The sequence below is a fragment of the Flavihumibacter cheonanensis genome (genome assembly GCF_022352215.1).
Lineage (GTDB): Bacteria > Bacteroidota > Bacteroidia > Chitinophagales > Chitinophagaceae > Flavihumibacter > Flavihumibacter cheonanensis.
The window spans coordinates 99,761-117,272 of sequence record NZ_JAKRWF010000002.1 but is presented as its reverse complement, the minus strand read 5'-3'; the positions used below and the strand labels follow the sequence as shown (position 1 = coordinate 117,272).

Genomic DNA, 17,512 nt, shown 5'->3' with positions numbered 1-17,512 from the left:
GAAGCTGTTGGCTTTTGCTGAAATGTAGTATTTTGGTTGAGTGCGTGTATACCTACTTGTAACAGGAATAAATTTATTTTCTTTTGGTGCTATTGCACAAACAACTAAAGAAGCAGACAGTATTCTGTCAGGCTATTCCAATCAATATCACCAGGTGGCAGGAGAGGGCAACTGGTCAAAAGCGCTCTCTATTGGCAAAAGCGCACTGACAGAACAATCAGTAGCAATTGCTTCTTCGGCTAAAAGAGCTGAACTGTGGTTTGATATTGCTTATATGAGTGCTGAACTAAAACAATCAGACAGCGCTGTTTATTATTATGAGAAGGCCAGATTGGAATTGGAGACGATGCCAGAAAAATATAGAGAGCAATTGGGACTGATCTACAACAACCTGGCATTTGCAATGGATAACCTGGGTCGCCAGCAAAAGAAAATCTCCTATTATACGAAGGCATTGGAACTGTGGTTGTCTGCCAATCCGCAACCGCAGGGAAAACTCGTGACAGCACTTGGCAACCTGGTTGAAGCGCATACTGAATATGGTTCCTTCCGCGAAGCCGGCCAATACCTCACAGAAATGAAGAAGAGGAGCAAGTCTGCTCATGCTGAAACCATTCTGGCCTGTATCCGGTATTATGCAGCTACGGATTCTGTGGTACAGTTAAAGCATTGGGTGAGCCAAATGGAGAACTTATTTCGTCAAAGCCCTCCGGACAAAGCAATTGAACTTTCCGGATATCTTTTAACTGCACTGGAAACGGCGGGTTATGCATTCAAGAACCGGAGGGAATTTGAATTGTCGCGGCAATATTATGATAAAGTTAGCCGGTTGGCCGTGCAGCCTTTCTACCTGATGAAGGCCGCTGCTAATTTGGCAATCCTGGAATATGATCGGGGTGCTTTTAGTTCAGCACTTCAATACACCAAACTCGCACTTTCAAGAACCGATACGTCCTGGTCAGGTTCGAGTTGGTACAGCCTGATGGTGCTGGAAGCGGAATTGCTGGAAGGTTTGGGTCAACAGGATGCTGCGATCAGCAATATTGAAAGCCTGTTATCCAGGATGACCCGGAAAAAGGTTGACATCTCCACTATTTCCAAACTTACGATAGAAGATTTAAGGTCTTTGTCCAGTTATAACTATATCCAGGTACTTACCAAAGCCGGACAGGTTCTACGACGTTTATCGCGCACAGGCAGGACTTCTATAAAGGAAGGTCAGCAGATTTTTTTACTGGCAGCGGCTATGTTCAAAACCTATTACCAGGAAGGAGTTTATAATAAATACCTGGATGGATTGAATCGCAGTATCATGGAAGGATTGTTGAGTGGCGAGGTAACGGACGCTGTTATCGAGGTAATTGAGAACAATGGTTCCCGCCATATCTGGAAGAAAATGTTGCATCGGTACAATGGACAGCTGGCTCAACAACCCCAGGCTGTTTCCGTAGATTTTAAACTTGCCAATCTGCAGAATAAGTTATCCGGCAATCAACTGATGCTTCGATACTATCTTACAGATTCGGCCCTCTATGTACTGGAGATCAGGAAGTCAGGAATAAAAACGAACAGAATTGGAAAACATGCTGAAATCGTTTCACTTGTTAATGATGTGCAGCAGGCCATAACAGGCATCCGACCGGATTACCTTCCGCTACTGAAAAAACTTTCTTCGAAACTGATTAATCCTCTACAGTTGGTTGCCAGCAATAGTCAACAGCTAATAATCATTCCCGATGAAAACCTGGGATTTCTGGCCTTTGAAACACTGTTACTGCCAGATGGCAGGCACCTCATTGATCAGTTCTCCCTCTCCTACGCTTATTCATTACCGTTGTGGACCATTCATCAGCAAACGAAATCGCATCCAGCTAAGAATAATAAACTGGTAGCATTTGCACCGGCCTATCCGGAACTTCCTGAATCCAATCGTTCCATTGCAACAAGGGGTACGGGCTTGTATCAGTTGCCCTTTGCACAAAAGGAAGCTAAGGAAATTGCATCAATTTTCGAGGGCACTGTTTTCGAAGGTCAGGCAGCGAGCAGAACTAACTTCTTAAGTACAATTGGCAAGTTTGATTACTATCATTTTGCCATGCATGCAGAATTGGACACGCTCTCCTACGAATCTTCCAACCTGGTATTTTCTAAAACTGAGCGATTGCATTTTTATGAGTTATACAACCTGGATTTACCTGCAGAAATGGTGGTGTTGAGTGCCTGTAATACTGGAATCGGTGCAATGGTGAAGGGAGAGGGACTAATGAGTCTTTCTCATGCGATGAGTGCCGCAGGAGTCAGATCTTCTGTTTATTCGCTGTGGGAAGTTCCGGATAAAGAAACAGCAGAAATTATCACCGGCTTTTATCAATACCTGGGCAAAGGGTACGACAAAGCGGCTGCATTGCAACACGCGAAAAATGATTTTTTGAAAGCCAATCCTGCTAAACAGCATCCTTATTATTGGGCAGGCTTTATACTAAATGGGAATACGGCTGCCATTCAGCAAAAGAACAGCTATTACTGGGTTTGGTTATTAGCAGGTGTTGCTGTTATGTTGGGCGGATGGCTGGTGTATAGAAAACAAAAATCAGTTTAATTCCCCCAATAGTTTGATTGCAAGGCTGGAAGCCGGATGGTTTTCCCTGCTTAGCTGGGATAGTAGCTCCTTTGCTTCCTGAACCTGGCCAAGCTTTAAATAAGCCAGCGCACGGTACCAGTCCGCCCAGGATTTCAGTGCATACGCATCTTTTTTCCAGGGTATAGCTTCGAACTGTTGGATGGCCTCTTTTAGATCACCGGTTTCCATCTGGCAAATTGCAGCATAAAAAAGCGTATAATCTTCCCTGTTGTATTGATAGGCTTGTTGAAATAAGGAACCGGCATCTTTGTACCTGCCTTCTTCATACAGTTGAAAAGCCTGGAGAACGGTACTATTGAGTGTATCAGCTCTTTCCCCGCGAACCGTTGGGCGTATTACATTGGGATAGGCCTGAAAATAGTGAGCATATAAGTTGTCGGATTGTTGCTGCGTGGAGTAGATCCAGTAAACCAATGCAATAACAGCCAGCATTGCAGCCACTGCCAGCAGCTTTTTGAACGGGTTGACGCTTTTTCTTTCAGCATCCCATTTCCGGAGCATTTCTTTGTCCTGCTTTCGTTGAAGAATATGCAAACCTGCACCTAGTTCTTTTCTGAAGGTCCATTCCTCTTTTAGTTCAGGATCGGAATCCAGTGCCAGCAGAAAAGCCTGTTCTTCTTCCGGGCTGAGACTCCCTTCGAAATAGCGGTTTAATAAATCAGTTGTATCCATACTACTTAACTGCGTAGCTGTTTTTTTAATTGTTGCAGACAGCGGGATTTCTGGCTCTTGGCTGTCTCTTTATTTTCATAACCCATGTTGGATACAATTTCATCCAGCTTTAATCCGGTGTAATAAAATGCTTTTAATATTTCCTGGCATTTCAGACCCAATAACCGGAATTGTTGTTCCAGCTTTTCAGTAAATCCTTCGGGTAAGGAATCCGTAAAGGGATCCCAGCTGAGCCGGACTTCACTGTTTTCATCCAAAGGAATCAAGTCGGGCTGTTTTTTTGAGTTGAAATAACTGTATTTCCCAATAGCAAACAAATAGGTACTCAACCTGGCTTCCAATTGATCCAACCTGCCTTTCCGGATATTTTCCAGCAATATTATAAAGGCATCCTGGTAACGATCTGCTAATGATTCTTCAGATGCTCCCAGTTTACGCAGGAACGCAAAAAATCCCTCCCTGTTGGTTTCGTATTCCATACGGGTGATAGATGGATCGCCTCTTTTTAATGCTTCGATTCGATTCAAGTCCTGCTCTTTAGTGTTGAAATCCCGAAAAAGTAAACATAAAAAAAATTTCTCCAGGCATGTTTACCTTTTTTCATTTTCACTACTAATAAGGATGCTACCAACAAAACCATTGCAAATATGAAATCTATTGTACTAGTATTACTGGCTTCCCTGGTGTTTTACTTTAACAGCGGGGCTCAAACCATTGATCCGAAAGAAAAAGTAAAACGCAAAACCACCCAGCGCGCAGATCAGCGTACCGAAGAAGGAATTGACAAAGGCCTTGACAAAATAGAAGAGGGTATCAATGGCTTATTTAAGAAAAAGAAAAAAGCAGAAAAAACTGCAGAGGAAGATGAAGAAGAGGAAGAAATCACAGGCGCTGATACTGCCAAAAAGCCGGGAACATCACCCGGTGCAGCCTCCGGATCCGAGTTCAAACGATACAGCAAATTCGATTTTGTGCCAGGAGAAAAAATTGTTGCCATAGAGGATTTTTCCCAGGATGCGGTTGGTGATTTTCCGGCCCGCTGGAATACCAACTCCTCCGGCGAAGTCATTACTGTTGATGGATCAGATCAGCATTGGATGAACCTGACCCAGGTTGGCTATTATTATCCTGAATTCCTGAATAAACTTCCGGATAACAGCACTATTGAATTTGAGCTGTTAGCATTGGGTGATTTTACACCTACAAACGAAGCCTTTTCTTTTGGATTTGTCAGAGATAGCAAGAGTTTGCTTACACCGGATGAACCATCAGCCGTTTGGGTTTCCTTTAATGCCTCATCCGAAGGAAGCGTCAATTTCACAGTGCGCGATGCCGAGGGGAATGAAATCATTAACAATAGTATTGCGAAAAACCTGTATTGGGCGAGTGAATACAATCGTAAGGCGAAGGTTTCTGTATGGCGCCAGAAAACAAGACTTCGTGTTTACATCAATGAAACAAAGCTGATTGATCTTCCCAGGGCATTTGATCCCGCCCAGCAGTATCGGCTGCTTTTTCATGCCAATCTATATGGCACAGAGGGACTTAGTTATGCTATCTCACAGCTTCGCGTAGCCGAAGGAATGCCGGATACCCGTTCCAAACTGATTACAGAAGGTAAATTTGTTACCAACGCTATCCTGTTTGATGTTAATAAGGCCATCGTTAAACCATCCAGTTATGGCGTGATAAAAGAAATTGCCCAGGTATTAAAAGAAAATGCAGCTGTCAAAGTTGCTATAGTGGGTCATACCGATAGTGATGGCAGTGCAACCGGAAATCTTACCCTTTCCAAACAAAGAGCGGAGTCAGTGAAAAATATCCTGGTGACTGAATTCGGAATTGATGCCTCTCGCCTTAGTACCGATGGAAAGGGTAGCAGTCAGCCTATCGACAACCGCAATTCGGCAGAAGCAAAAGCCAGCAACCGCCGGGTTGAATTTATAAAGCAGTAATCGGATCCATTTACCATTAAACCAGTTCTGAAACAGGGTGTTGGCAGCTCAGGTGTAAATTTTGCGGAATGTAAGATTGATCCTGCCTCCCAATACTCTGCTTCTTTTTGGCAGCGCATGCTCCCAGTAATGCTGGGTACTTCCTTTCATGAGCAGGAAGGAACCGTGTGTGAGCAACAGGGCCTGCTTCATTGATTTATCATAGTAATGCCGGAACTGAAATTCCCGGGCTTCACCAAAGGAAACAGAACCGATAATCGGATTGGGTCCCAGTTCTTTTTCATTATCGCGATGCCAGCCCATACTGTCCTGCTGGTTCCGATAATAATTCAACAGCGCACTGGTAAAGTTTGTCCCGGCTATTTCCTCAATTCGTTGTTTTATTTGTACCAGGGCAGGAGTCCAGGGATGCGGATGCATCGTAATTCCTGAGTACGAATAAGGTTTATCGTTATCCCCATACCAGGCGGTTAAGCGTGGCTGCATCACTTCCCTGCCAAAGAGCTTAATCGGTTCCTGTTTCCAGCTCACACTTGTTTTGAGTTCCTCAAACAACCGGTCACTTTCTTCTTTAGAGAAGAAATCCGGGTAATAATATACTTCACCGTCTTTCGGTAATACATTTTGCATGGTCAGTCTCCTTTTCTCAATACAAGACCGCTTTTCGCACCTGTGTGTTTGCCATTTTCCAATACCAGTTCCCCATTCACCAGGATCCATTGAAACCCTTCCGAAAACTGATGCGGATTCGTAAAGCTGGCTTTGTCTGTAACAGTAGCCGGATCAAACACAACAATATCTGCCGCCTTTCCTTCCAGTAACAATCCACGTGAGGGAAGGTTGAATTTCTGGGCTGCAAGAGAGGTCATGCGACGGATGGCTTCTTCTAGGGTAATGATTTTCTCTTCCCTTACATATTTTCCCAGTACTCGTGCATTGCTGCCATAACCGCGCGGGTGGGGCATGCCGGTTCCATCTGAAACTCCTGCATCTGCACCAATCATATTGTGTGGATATCCCATGAAATAACGCAGATCGTTTTCATTCATACTGTGGTATACCATCTGGGCGCCACCTGCATTTATCAGGTCCAGGACAGTTTTGATTTCTTCTTTCACTTTGTTCTTTCTGCCCTTGAGCTGATTGATCTCCGTGATGGATTTGCCATTGTAACTACTATCTGCCTCGTGACGCGCAACCACTGCATAGGAATAGTTCGGGTATTTGTTTCTCTTCAGGTTGGCCTGCATTTCCTTTTCAATCCTGGCTTTTATAACAGGGTCGGATAAGCGCTTCCGGATGGAATCCAATCCGCCCGATTGCGCCCAGTCCGGTAATTGTGTATTCAGGTTGGTACTGCTGGCGGTATAGGGATATTGATCAATAGTAACATCATATCCTTCTTCCCTGGCTTTTTTGATATAACCCAGTGTTTCGGTGGATCGACCCCAGTTCGCGCGGCCTGCTACCTTGAAATGGGAGATCTGCACTGGAAGTTTTGCCTGGCGCCCAATTTCAATGGCTTCATCAATGGCTTCCGCCACCTTGCCTCCTTCACTCCGGATATGGGAGGCATATACTCCCCCATAGGCGGCTGCTACTTTTGCCAGGCTCACCACTTCTCCGGTCTGCGCATACATACCCGGCAGGTAAATCAAACCGGTTGAGAGTCCAACCGCTCCATCCTTCATGGCTTTTGCCATCAGGCTGTCCATTTTTCGCTGGTGCATGGCTGTTATAGGAAGGTTTTCCAGTCCCACTGCCTGCCGGCGAATGGTATTATGCCCGGCAAGTGATGCCACGTTGATGGATACCCGCGCACTGTCCAGCTTCCTGAAAAAATCCGCAAGGTCATCCGAAGCAGACCCGCAATTTCCTGTTATGATGGTGGTTACGCCATCATAAATAAAATTATCCGCGGTCGGGCGACGAAATATACTGCCCTCAATATGTCCGTGTACGTCAATAAACCCGGGGGCAATCACCCGGTTCTCCACATCTATTGTTTTGGTGGCAGTTTTGTTTTTTAACTGACCGATGGCTGCAATTTTTCCGTCCTTAATACCCAGATCGCCATAAAACCAGGCATTCCCGGTTCCATTGATGATTCGTCCATTCAGCAACAGAATATCATAGTCCTGCGCGGCCAAAGGGCTGAATCTGCACAAGAATAATGTCAATAGAAAAGCGATCAGGATTTGTTTTCGGCTAAACATGCAGGAAAGTTACCAACTCCTGCTGAAGGGGAAAAACGGATAAATTTCAGGTAGTAGAATTCCTGAAGAGATGGCTAATTTGGTGCAAACATTCATCTGGTTATGCAACGATTTTGTTTGGCACTTGATTTAAAGGAAGATCCTGAACTGATTGCACAATATGAAGCGTACCACCGGGCTGTATGGCCCGAAATACTGGATTCCATCCGGGAAGCGGGCATCCTGGATATGCAGATATATCGTACCGGAAACCGGCTGTTTATGATCATGGAAGTGAGCGCCAACTTTGATTCCGCAGCAAAAGCTGCAGCCGATGCTTCTAATCCGAAAGTAGTAGAATGGGAACAGCTGATGGATACTTTCCAGCAGCGCCTGCCCTGGGCAGCACCCAACCAGAAATGGGTTCCCATGGAGCAGATCTTTGCGCTGAACAGCTAACCTCACCCGTCCGGTGCCACCGGACGGGTGAAGTTATTCCGGGGTTTTGATGATCTTGTCCAGCTCGGCTTCTGTGGATTTGAGTTTTTGTTGGCAGAACTCGACCAGTTGGGTTGCTCTTTTCACTTTAATTGCCAGCTCATCCACCGAAATGGTTTCATTTTCCAACGCAGTCACAATTTCCTGAAGTTCCGCATAGGCAGATTCATAGGTTAAAGGGGTCTCCATCGTATTCTTTTTTATGTTTCACGGCAGCATCCAACTGAGTGCCGGCAAATAGGATTTGTATCATGTCTTCCGGATGAATTTCTGTGGCATTGGCCTGAACCTTCCCCTCTTTGACCACCAGGGCAAATCCCCGGGCCAGTAATTTTTCCGGTGAGGACATCCGGAACAGACGCAACAGGTGGGCAAGGTCTTTTTCCCGGGTCCGGATAAACCCTGACGTATTTACCTGCAGCCCGGTTTTCATTTCCTGCAAAAGGAGTTGCTGGTTATTGAGCAGGCGCTGTGGTTGCCTGCGAACCAATGCATGCATTTCCCGGATCTGTTGTTTTTCCTGGTTGAGCAGCTCCTGCGTACGGTAACTAAGGGAGAACCGAACCCGGTCGAGGAACGATAACTGTTCCGAAACCAATTGCCTGCTTAATAACTGCACCTGGTGCAGTATTGTGAATAGGCCTGTTTCAAATCCCCGGTTCCGCTCTATAATAAATTCAGCCACTTTGGTGGGAGTTTTGAATGCGGTATGGGCCAGGAGATCCGCAATGGTCTCGTTTTTCTGATGCCCAATTCCTGTAAAAACCGGAAAAGGGCAGGCTGCTATTGCTTCCGCCACTTCAAACTGGTCAAAGATCAGTAAGTCGGTGGCCGCGCCCCCTCCCCGAATCAATATCACCGCATCAAAATCCTGTTCCAATTCCAACGCCCTGGTTTCAATGGCAGCAATGGTGGCGGCTAATTCCAGCGCATGCTGCTCTCCCTGGACCGTAGCATAAAAGGGATGAATCTCAAATTTGTAACCAAAGGAATTGGTATCCAGGCTGTGCAGGAAATCTTCATAACCTGCCGCATTTTTAGAACTCACTACTGCGATCCGCTGTATCACGGGAGGCAGATAGAGTTCTTTGTTGGCCGATTGCAGCTGTCCCTCCTGCTCCCAAACAAAATCCGGACGTTCAAGCAGCAATCGCTGGATGGTTGCCTGCTTTTTTTGCTCCAATTGTCCCAATGTAAAGCGGCTGTCAATATCCAGCAGCGTCAGTTTCAGCCCATATACAGGATGATAATCCACCGACACTTCAATCAAAACCTGTAACTCATTGCCGAAAACCTGCCCGGTTTCCTGTTCAAATGCCCGGATACGAATAGCCCCTTCCCGCCAGGCAACGCCTGCAATTTTGGCGGTCAGTGAATTAGCGGTTTTTGATTTCCTGGGCATCCGGGTAGTGGGTGCTACCGGCTCTTCTGTTTCCACCAAATCGAAGTAATGAAAGCCCTTATGACCATAATAGGTATGGTTGGTTATCTCTGCCACTACCCAGAATCGCTGCCAGGCAAAACTTTCCTGGAGCGTGAGCCGGATGAGTTCATTGAGTTCTGACAATCGCATGGGAGCCATCATCCTGTAAAGATACAGGGAGGCCACAAAAATATTTGCCGGATATTTTTAAAAGTGTATATTGTACATTTAATACCAGAATTGTTTGCCTATGTCTTTTTTATCAACTGCTTTCAGCCGTCAGCTGCTGCCTGTTTTTCTTTTATCTATAGGGATGACAAGCCTCCAGGCGCAAACCATCCCGGTTCGTTTGCAACCCTCTTCTGAAGCTCCGTTAATTGATAAACATATCTATGGTCATTTCGCGGAGCACCTGGGCACCTGTATTTACGGTGGTTTTTATGTGGGTGAAAAATCCACCCTCGTTCCTCATACGGAAGGCGTTCGCAATGATGTAATTGAAGCACTGAAAAAGTTAAAAATTCCCAACCTGCGCTGGCCCGGTGGCTGCTTTGCCGATACCTATCATTGGAAAGATGGGGTAGGACCAAAAGAAAAACGTCCCACGATTGTAAACCAGTGGTGGGGGGGAGTAACCGAAGACAACAGTTTCGGTACCCATGATTTTCTGAATCTCTGTGAGCGCATCGGAGCAGAACCTTACCTGGCAGGAAATATAGGTAGCGGAACAGTTCAGGAACTGGCCGACTGGGTACAGTATGTAAACTTTAATGGAGTGAGCCCAATGAGTAAATGGCGCAGAGAAAATGGTCGCGACAAACCGTGGAATGTGCGTTACTGGGGGGTTGGCAATGAGGCCTGGGGTTGCGGTGGACATATGACCCCTGAGTACTACGCCAATGAATACCGCAAGTATGCAACTTTCATGTCGGACTGGGGCAATAGTTCCAAAATTTTCCGGATTGCTTCAGGCGCCAGTTCCGGTGATTACAAATGGACGGAAGTGCTGATGAAAAATATTCCGCTCAACCTGCTGGAAGGCGTTGCCCTTCATCACTACGCAGTGGTCGACTGGAATAAAAAAGGTTCTTCACTCGAATTCAATGAAGATGAATATGCGGCCAATATGCGTGTCACCTGGCAGATGGAAGAACTGGTGCGGGAGCATAGCAAAATCATGGATAAATATGATCCAAAGAAAAGGGTAGCGCTGGTAGTTGATGAGTGGGGAGCCTGGTATGATCCGCTCCCGGGTACTAATCCCGGTTTCCTGCAACAACAAAATACCATGCGCGATGCCATGGTGGCCGGCATCACACTTAATATTTTCAACAACCATGCTGATCGGGTAAGAATGGCCAACCTGGCCCAAACCATCAACGTATTACAGGCAGTGATCCTGACAGATAAAGAAAAATTGCTGCTCACGCCAACCTTCCATGTAATGGAAATGTACAATGTTCACCAGGATGCGCAACTGATACCCGTAGACTTCAAAGCGCCCTTGTTCATTCGGGGGAAGGATAGTTTGCCTGCGATATCCATATCAGCATCGGTAGATAAATCCGGCAAAACACATATATCCCTGGTGAATATGGATCCTTCCAAAATTCATTCGGTACAACTGGATCTCGGTAAGGCGATGAAATCAGTAAGCGGAAGAATCCTGCAATCAGCAAGTCTGAAGGATCATAACAGTTTCGAACAACCGGAGAAAGTAAAACCCCGGGCATTCAATGATGCCAAATTAAAAGATAAACAACTGAGTCTTCAATTGCCTGCGGCTTCCGTGATTGTACTTGAACTTCAATAACTGACCGCCATGTGGAAATCCTTGCTGACGGGCCTCGTGCTCACCGGTTCAACATTGGTTGCGCAGGAAAAACAACCCCTGCAGATTGATCTGACCAATCTGAAAGATGAGATTGCACCAACCATGTGGGGTGTCTTCTTTGAAGATATCAACCTGGGAGCAGATGGTGGCATATATGCCGAACTCATCAAAAACAGGTCCTTTGAATTTTACAAACCCCTGATGGGTTGGAAAACCATCGGTACCCTAAAACAGGAAGGAGGTTTCCGGATTATCAATCGGGGCCTGCAGGCAGAACGTAATCCAAGGTTCCTGAGAGTGGAAGTAAAAAATGCCGGTGCCGGTGCTATCGGCCTGGAAAATGAAGGCTTCCGCGGCATGGGACTAAAGCAAAACCTGCGTTACGATTTCTCCACCTGGTACCGCCTCGAAGGGAAACCCATCACCCTGCAACTTGAACTATTGAATGAACAGGATCAGGTGGTGGGTACAACCAAACTTCAACTGCCACCTGCTGATGAATGGCGAAAAATCGAAACCAGCCTGCTCTCATCTGCCACTATTCCCAAAGGAAAATTTCGCTGCTGGATGGAAGGCGATGGACAGCTTGATATCGACATGATCTCTCTGTTTCCATCCGATACCTGGAAAGGCCGTAAAGGCGGACTCCGGGCAGATATGGTGCAAAAGCTGGCAGATCTGAAACCCGGATTTATCCGCTTTCCCGGTGGCTGTATTGTAGAAGGGCATGAATTAAGTACCCGCTACCAGTGGAAAAAAACAGTAGGCCCCCTCGAAGAGCGCCAAGTTATCATCAACCGCTGGAATACAGAGTTTGCGCATCGTTCGGCTCCTGATTATTTTCAATCCTTTGGTCTGGGTTTTTTTGAATATTTCCAATTGGCGGAAGACCTTGGATCTGAGCCACTACCTATTCTGAACTGCGGTATGGCCTGCCAGTTTAATACCGGAGAACTGGTACCGCTGGATCAACTGGATGAATATGTTCAGGATGCATTGGACCTGATTGAATTCGCTAACGGCGATGTTTCCACGAAATGGGGGAAACTGCGCGCCGATATGGGTCACCCTGCTCCGTTCAACCTAAAATACCTGGGCGTTGGTAATGAAAACTGGGGACCACAATACATGGAGCGATTGAAAATTTTTACGAAAGCCCTCAAAGCGCGTTACCCGGAGATCCAACTGATCAGCAGTGCTGGACCCTTTTCCAATGGCCCCTTGTTTGAATACCTCGATAAGGAGTTAAGAGCCATGTCGGCCGATCTGATTGATGAACATTATTACCGTAAACCGGAGTGGTTCCTTAGCAATGCAAACAGATATGATAGCTACGATCGTAAGGGCCCCAAAATTTTTGCAGGCGAATACGCTTCCCATGTGGAAGGCATCACCAATGGCCTGGTGCGCAACAACTGGCTGGCGGCACTTTCAGAAGCAGCTTTCATGACCGGATTGGAACGCAATGCGGATATCGTAAGAATGGCTTCCTATGCACCGCTCTTTGCACATCTGGAAGGCTGGCAATGGACACCTGATCTGATCTGGGTGGACAATCTGAATTCCTATGGAACGCCCAGTTACTACGTTCAGCAACTCTTTTCCACAAACAGGGGTACGCATGTCGTGAAGGCATTGCAGGAGGGGAAACCATTGGCTGGAAAAGACAGCCTTTATGTTTCAGCCGTTTGGGACGAAACCCAAAAAGAACTGGTACTCAAAATGGTTAATGCCGGGGATGTGGCTGTAAGCCTGCCCCTGCAATTGAAAGGAAAAAAGCCCGGGAAGGGAACTATCCAGGTGATGCAGTTGCAAGCGGATTCTCTCGAGGCTGCTAATTCCATCAGCGCACCACGGCAGGTGGCTCCGCAGGTAAGCAGTCTTCCGCTTCCAAAGAAAGCATGGAAAGTCAATCTTCCTGCCAGAACACTAACGGTGTGGAGGATTCCCATGAAATAAGCCTATTTTACTAAACTAAATTCAGCACCACTAATATGAAATGGATGAGCATACTTGCAACCGCAGCCGCCCTGAGTATGGGCAGTGCAGCCTGTAACAACGAAAGCAAAGAAGAACAGCCGGCAAAACCGCAAGCCGGAATCAGCAAACAGGCCTGGGGAACTGCCAATGGCCAGCCTGTTGACTTGTACACCCTTCGTAATTCAAAGGGTACTGTGGTTACCATCACTAACTATGGTGGTATCGTTACTTCCTTCCTGGCGAAAGATAAAAACGACTCTGTTGCCAGTGTTGTAGTTGGCTTTGATAGTATTGAACCCTATTTGCAGTCGCATCCTTATTTTGGTGCTATAATTGGCCGATATGGTAACCGGATTGGTGCAGGTAAATTCAGCATTGGTGATAAAAACTATACCCTGGCTACCAACAATGGAGCCAATCACCTGCATGGTGGTGTGGTAGGATTTGATAAAGTAATCTGGACTGCTGCGCCTATTGTTGACACACTGCCTTCCCTGAAACTCTCTTACCTGAGTAAGGATGGAGAAGAAGGTTATCCCGGAAATCTGCAGGTAACGGTTACCTATACCCTAACCGAAGAGGATGGCCTCAAGATGCAATATGAAGCAACCACCGATCAGGCAACCCCGGTAAACCTGACCAACCACAGTTATTTCAATCTCACAGGTGATACCAAAGAAACCATTTTCAATCACCAGTTGCAGTTGAACGCAGATGCCTACACGCCGGTAGATAATGGTTTAATCACAACCGGAGAAATCAGGCAGGTGGCTGGTACTCCTTTTGATTTCAGAAGCCCAATGAGCATTGGCAGCCGCATTGATTCGGTTCCAGGTGGATATGACCACAACTATGTACTGAACAACACGGATGGTTCCTTACGAAAAGTAGCTCATCTTGCTGATCCGGTAAGCGGCCGATTCCTCGAAGTATGGACAACCGAACCTGGTATCCAGTTTTACAGCGGTAATTTTCTGGATGGAAAATTCATTAACCATACCGGCACTGCGGTTCAATTGCATACCGCCCTTTGCCTGGAAACCCAGCACTTCCCGGATTCTCCCAATAAAAAAGAATTTCCTTCCACCATCCTGGAGCCCGGGAAAAAATATTACACAGAAACAATTTATAAAGTCGGGGTTGGTAAATGATGAATATAGACACTGTACTGTCGCGATATAAGGCACTCTTATTTGATCTCAATGGTACCATGATCGATGATATGAAGTACCATATCGTTGCCTGGTCGGATATGCTGAACAATGTGCTGGGTGCCGGTCTTAGTTACGAGGAGGTCAAGGCTCAGATGTACGGTAAAAATGAAGAACTCCTGGTCCGGGTTTTTGGTCCGGATAAATTCAGCCGGGAAGAAATGCAACAGTACTCCATGGAAAAAGAGCGCCGATACCAGGCTGCTTTTCTTCCGGAACTCAAACTACTGGATGGATTACCCGGATTGCTTGACCAGGCAAAAGCTTCCGGTATCCGCATGGCAATTGGATCAGCTGCCAATACCTTCAACATTGATTTTGTGCTGGATAACCTTCGGCTCCGGTCTTATTTTGATGCCATCATCAGCGCGGATGATGTCGAAATCAGCAAACCAGATCCGGATACCTATCTCAAATGTGCAGCTGCAATTGGTGTTACCACAAAAGATTGCCTCGTGTTTGAAGATGCTCCCAAAGGGGTGGAAGCTGCCTTCAACGCGGGAATGGATTGTGTGGTGCTCACCACCCTGCATGAACCACATGAATTTTCTGCCTACCCGAATATCATACACTTTATGAATGATTACTCCGGGTTAGCAGGTAAAATAGGGTAAGATTATATTAAATGTTGATAATACACTTAATTTTAAATAATTGTATCTTGTGCCAATAAGCTTGTCATAATAAGAAACTATGTCAACATCATTCGTGATTGGAGTGGACTATGGGACCGATTCCGTTCGGTCGGTTTTGGTGGATACCACCAACGGACAGGAGCTCGCATCAGCAGTATTTCACTACCCCCGCTGGAGAGATGGCCTCTATTGTGATGCTGCCAGCAGCCAGTTTCGGCAACACCCCCTGGATTATATAGAAGGATTGGAAACGACCATTCGTGAATGTTTAAAGCTGGCTGGTCCGGCTGCAGCTGCACAGGTGAAAGCCATCTCCATTGATACAACCGGCTCTACCCCGGTAGCTGTTAACCAGGCAGGTATACCATTGGCTTTACTCCCTGAATTTGAGCAGCATCCCAATGCGATGTTTGTACTCTGGAAAGATCATACAGCAATAAAGGAAGCTGCTGAAATCAACCAGCACGCAACCCGGTTTCCTACCAATTACCTGAAATACGTTGGAGGGATTTATTCCTCCGAATGGTTCTGGGCAAAAGCATTACACATTCTTCGGGTAGACCCGGCCGTTAGGGCCGCGGCTTATTCCTGGGTGGAGCATTGCGACTGGATTCCTTTCCTGCTTTCCGGTGGATCCAACATCAACCAACTGCGCAGAGGAATTTGTTCCGCCGGCCATAAAGCCTTATGGGCTGAAGAATGGGGTGGATTGCCTCCGAATGATTTTTTCAAATCGTTGGATCCCCTGCTAGATGGACTGACTGCAAGATTATTTGATAACGTATATACGGCTGACCAGGCTGCTGGTACACTTTGTACCGAATGGGCGCAAAGGTTGGGACTATCCACGACGGTTGTTATTGGAGTTGGTGCTTTTGATGCCCATATGGGTGCAGTTGGTGGACAAATTGAACCTTACCACCTCAGTAAAGTAATGGGTACTTCCACCTGTGATATGCTCGTGGCACCTATGAATGAAGTAGAGCATATCCTGGTGAAAGGTATATGCGGACAGGTACCCGGCTCTGTGATCCCAGGTATGATGGGCATGGAAGCCGGACAATCGGCTTTCGGTGATACCTATGCCTGGTTCCGGAAAATGATTACGCAACCGGTAGCCAAACTGTTGAAATCCTCCACGCTGATTGATGCAGCGCTTGCAGAAAAACTCGAACAGGAATTAAATGAAAAACTGATTCGCGAGCTGTCTGCAGAAGCAGCCCAATTACCACTTTCAGAACAGGATGAACTGGCCATCGACTGGCTGAACGGTCGCAGAACCCCCGATGCTGATCAGCGACTCAAAGCCACTATCACCGGTCTGCACCTGGGCTCCGATGCTGCCAGAATTTTAAAGGCCCTGATTGAATCCACCTGCTTTGGCGCTAAAGCTATTGTGGATCGCTTTACCTCAGAAGGAGTTCCGGTAAAAGGACTGATTGGATTAGGGGGTGTGGCAAAAAAATCACCCTATATCATGCAGGTGATGGCGGATGTAATGCAAATGCCCATTCGCATTCATAAAACTGAACAGACCTGTGCTGCAGGTGCTGCCATGTTCGCGGCAACTGCAGCCGGTATCTACCACCGTGTGGAAGATGCCATGCAGGCAATGGGACAGGGCTTTGATGCGGAATACCATCCGCGTCCAGCAACTGCCACGTATTACCGAAACCGATTTGAACAATATAAAAAGCTGGGTGCTTTCACAGAGCCATCCGGCGATTCAGAAAACTAAAGAAGCAGCATCATGCGATATGAGCATATCCGGCAGGAAGCATATGAAGCCAATATGCAACTTCCCCGTCTCGGACTGGTACTCTTCACCTTCGGGAATGTAAGTGCAGCTGATCGCAGCCAGGGGCTGTTTGCGATTAAACCAAGTGGTGTTCCGTATGAACAACTCTCACCAGCTTCCATGGTGATTGTAGACTTTGATGGTAAGACTGTGGAAGGAGATTTACGTCCATCTTCTGATACACAGACCCATGCAGTGCTTTATAAACACTGGCCGGAGATTTACGGTATCGTACATACGCATTCTGTGTATGCCACTGCCTGGGCCCAGGCTCAGCGCGATATTCCCATTTATGGTACCACGCATGCGGATCACAATACTGTTGATATTCCCTGTGCACCACCCATGGAAGACAATATGATTGAAGGCGATTATGAATACCAAACCGGTTTTCAGATCATGAATTGTTTTGCTGAAAGACAACTTGATTACCGCGAAGTGGAAATGATACTGGTGGGTAATCATGCTCCTTTTACCTGGGGAAAAACTGCTGCTAAAGCCGTGTACAACAGCGCGGTGCTGGAAACTGTTGCGCAAATGGCGATGCATACGGAACAGATCAATCCCAATGCACCCCGCCTCAAAGAAGCCCTGATCAAAAAACACTGGGAACGGAAACACGGTCCGGATGCCTACTACGGCCAATAATTTTTAAAAGACTCAATACAGT

General features: G+C 46.5%; 15 protein-coding genes. 9 read left to right on the top strand and 6 right to left on the bottom strand.

From position 1 onward, the window contains the following. Positions 1-40 precede the first annotated feature (40 nt). Entirely contained in the window at positions 41-2,599 is a 2,559-nt protein-coding gene (locus MD536_RS22060; protein ID WP_239598426.1) for a CHAT domain-containing protein, read from the top strand. Here the strand turns inward: MD536_RS22060 and MD536_RS09795 are convergent. Next, complete coding sequence (locus tag MD536_RS09795; protein WP_239598424.1) at positions 2,591-3,313, bottom strand: tetratricopeptide repeat protein; 723 nt, start codon at positions 3,311-3,313, stop codon at positions 2,591-2,593. The genes MD536_RS22060 and MD536_RS09795 overlap by 9 nt on opposite strands. A 5-nt stretch (positions 3,314-3,318) precedes the next feature. Then, positions 3,319-3,840, bottom strand: coding sequence for an RNA polymerase sigma factor (locus MD536_RS09790; RefSeq protein ID WP_239598423.1), 522 nt, complete (start codon positions 3,838-3,840; stop codon positions 3,319-3,321). A 120-nt stretch (positions 3,841-3,960) separates the two neighbouring features. On the opposite strand from MD536_RS09790, the gene MD536_RS09785 reads away from it, so the two are divergent. Then, positions 3,961-5,268, top strand: a complete 1,308-nt coding sequence (locus MD536_RS09785; RefSeq protein WP_239598421.1) for an OmpA family protein — start codon at positions 3,961-3,963, stop codon at positions 5,266-5,268. Between the two features lie 48 nt (positions 5,269-5,316). Here MD536_RS09785 and MD536_RS09780 read toward each other — a convergent pair whose 3' ends face one another. Next, positions 5,317-5,898, bottom strand: coding sequence for an alpha-ketoglutarate-dependent dioxygenase AlkB family protein (locus MD536_RS09780; RefSeq protein ID WP_239598419.1), 582 nt, complete (start codon positions 5,896-5,898; stop codon positions 5,317-5,319). 2 nt (positions 5,899-5,900) lie between these two features. Next, entirely contained in the window at positions 5,901-7,484 is a 1,584-nt protein-coding gene (locus MD536_RS09775) for an N-acyl-D-amino-acid deacylase family protein (protein ID WP_239598418.1), read from the bottom strand. A 102-nt stretch (positions 7,485-7,586) separates the two neighbouring features. On the opposite strand from MD536_RS09775, the gene MD536_RS09770 reads away from it, so the two are divergent. Then, positions 7,587-7,922, top strand: coding sequence for an L-rhamnose mutarotase (locus MD536_RS09770; RefSeq protein WP_317208118.1), 336 nt, complete (start codon positions 7,587-7,589; stop codon positions 7,920-7,922). Between the two features lie 33 nt (positions 7,923-7,955). On the opposite strand, the gene xseB is transcribed toward MD536_RS09770, so the two are convergent. Both xseB and xseA read right to left on the bottom strand, forming a co-directional pair. After that, positions 7,956-8,150, bottom strand: coding sequence for an exodeoxyribonuclease VII small subunit (gene xseB / locus MD536_RS09765; protein WP_239598416.1), 195 nt, complete (start codon positions 8,148-8,150; stop codon positions 7,956-7,958). Continuing rightward, complete coding sequence (gene xseA / locus MD536_RS09760) at positions 8,128-9,570, bottom strand: exodeoxyribonuclease VII large subunit (RefSeq protein ID WP_239598415.1); 1,443 nt, start codon at positions 9,568-9,570, stop codon at positions 8,128-8,130. Before xseA ends, xseB begins: the two co-directional genes overlap by 23 nt. Before the next feature lie 64 nt (positions 9,571-9,634). On the opposite strand from xseA, the gene MD536_RS09755 reads away from it, so the two are divergent. The 6 genes from MD536_RS09755 to MD536_RS09730 all read left to right on the top strand — a co-directional run bounded on the left by MD536_RS09755 (position 9,635) and on the right by MD536_RS09730 (position 17,490). Next, positions 9,635-11,197: an alpha-N-arabinofuranosidase gene (locus MD536_RS09755; RefSeq protein WP_239598410.1), complete on the top strand. Its 1,563-nt coding sequence runs from the start codon at positions 9,635-9,637 to the stop codon at positions 11,195-11,197. A gap of 9 nt (positions 11,198-11,206) precedes the next feature. Beyond that, positions 11,207-13,177 carry an alpha-L-arabinofuranosidase family protein gene (locus MD536_RS09750; RefSeq protein WP_239598408.1) on the top strand — a complete coding sequence of 657 codons (1,971 nt, stop codon included), beginning with the start codon at positions 11,207-11,209 and terminating at the stop codon, positions 13,175-13,177. A 35-nt stretch (positions 13,178-13,212) separates the two neighbouring features. Then, on the top strand, positions 13,213-14,349 hold the full coding sequence (locus MD536_RS09745) for an aldose epimerase family protein (RefSeq protein WP_239598406.1): 1,137 nt from the start codon (positions 13,213-13,215) through the stop codon (positions 14,347-14,349). Continuing rightward, a complete protein-coding gene (locus tag MD536_RS09740; RefSeq protein WP_262916001.1) occupies positions 14,349-15,023 on the top strand; it encodes an HAD family hydrolase in 675 nt (224 codons plus the stop codon). Before MD536_RS09745 ends, MD536_RS09740 begins: the two co-directional genes overlap by 1 nt. A gap of 79 nt (positions 15,024-15,102) precedes the next feature. Further along, positions 15,103-16,782, top strand: a complete 1,680-nt coding sequence (locus tag MD536_RS09735) for a ribulokinase (protein ID WP_239598401.1) — start codon at positions 15,103-15,105, stop codon at positions 16,780-16,782. 12 nt (positions 16,783-16,794) lie between these two features. Beyond that, positions 16,795-17,490, top strand: coding sequence for an L-ribulose-5-phosphate 4-epimerase (locus tag MD536_RS09730; RefSeq protein WP_239598399.1), 696 nt, complete (start codon positions 16,795-16,797; stop codon positions 17,488-17,490). Positions 17,491-17,512: the final 22 nt, after the last annotated feature.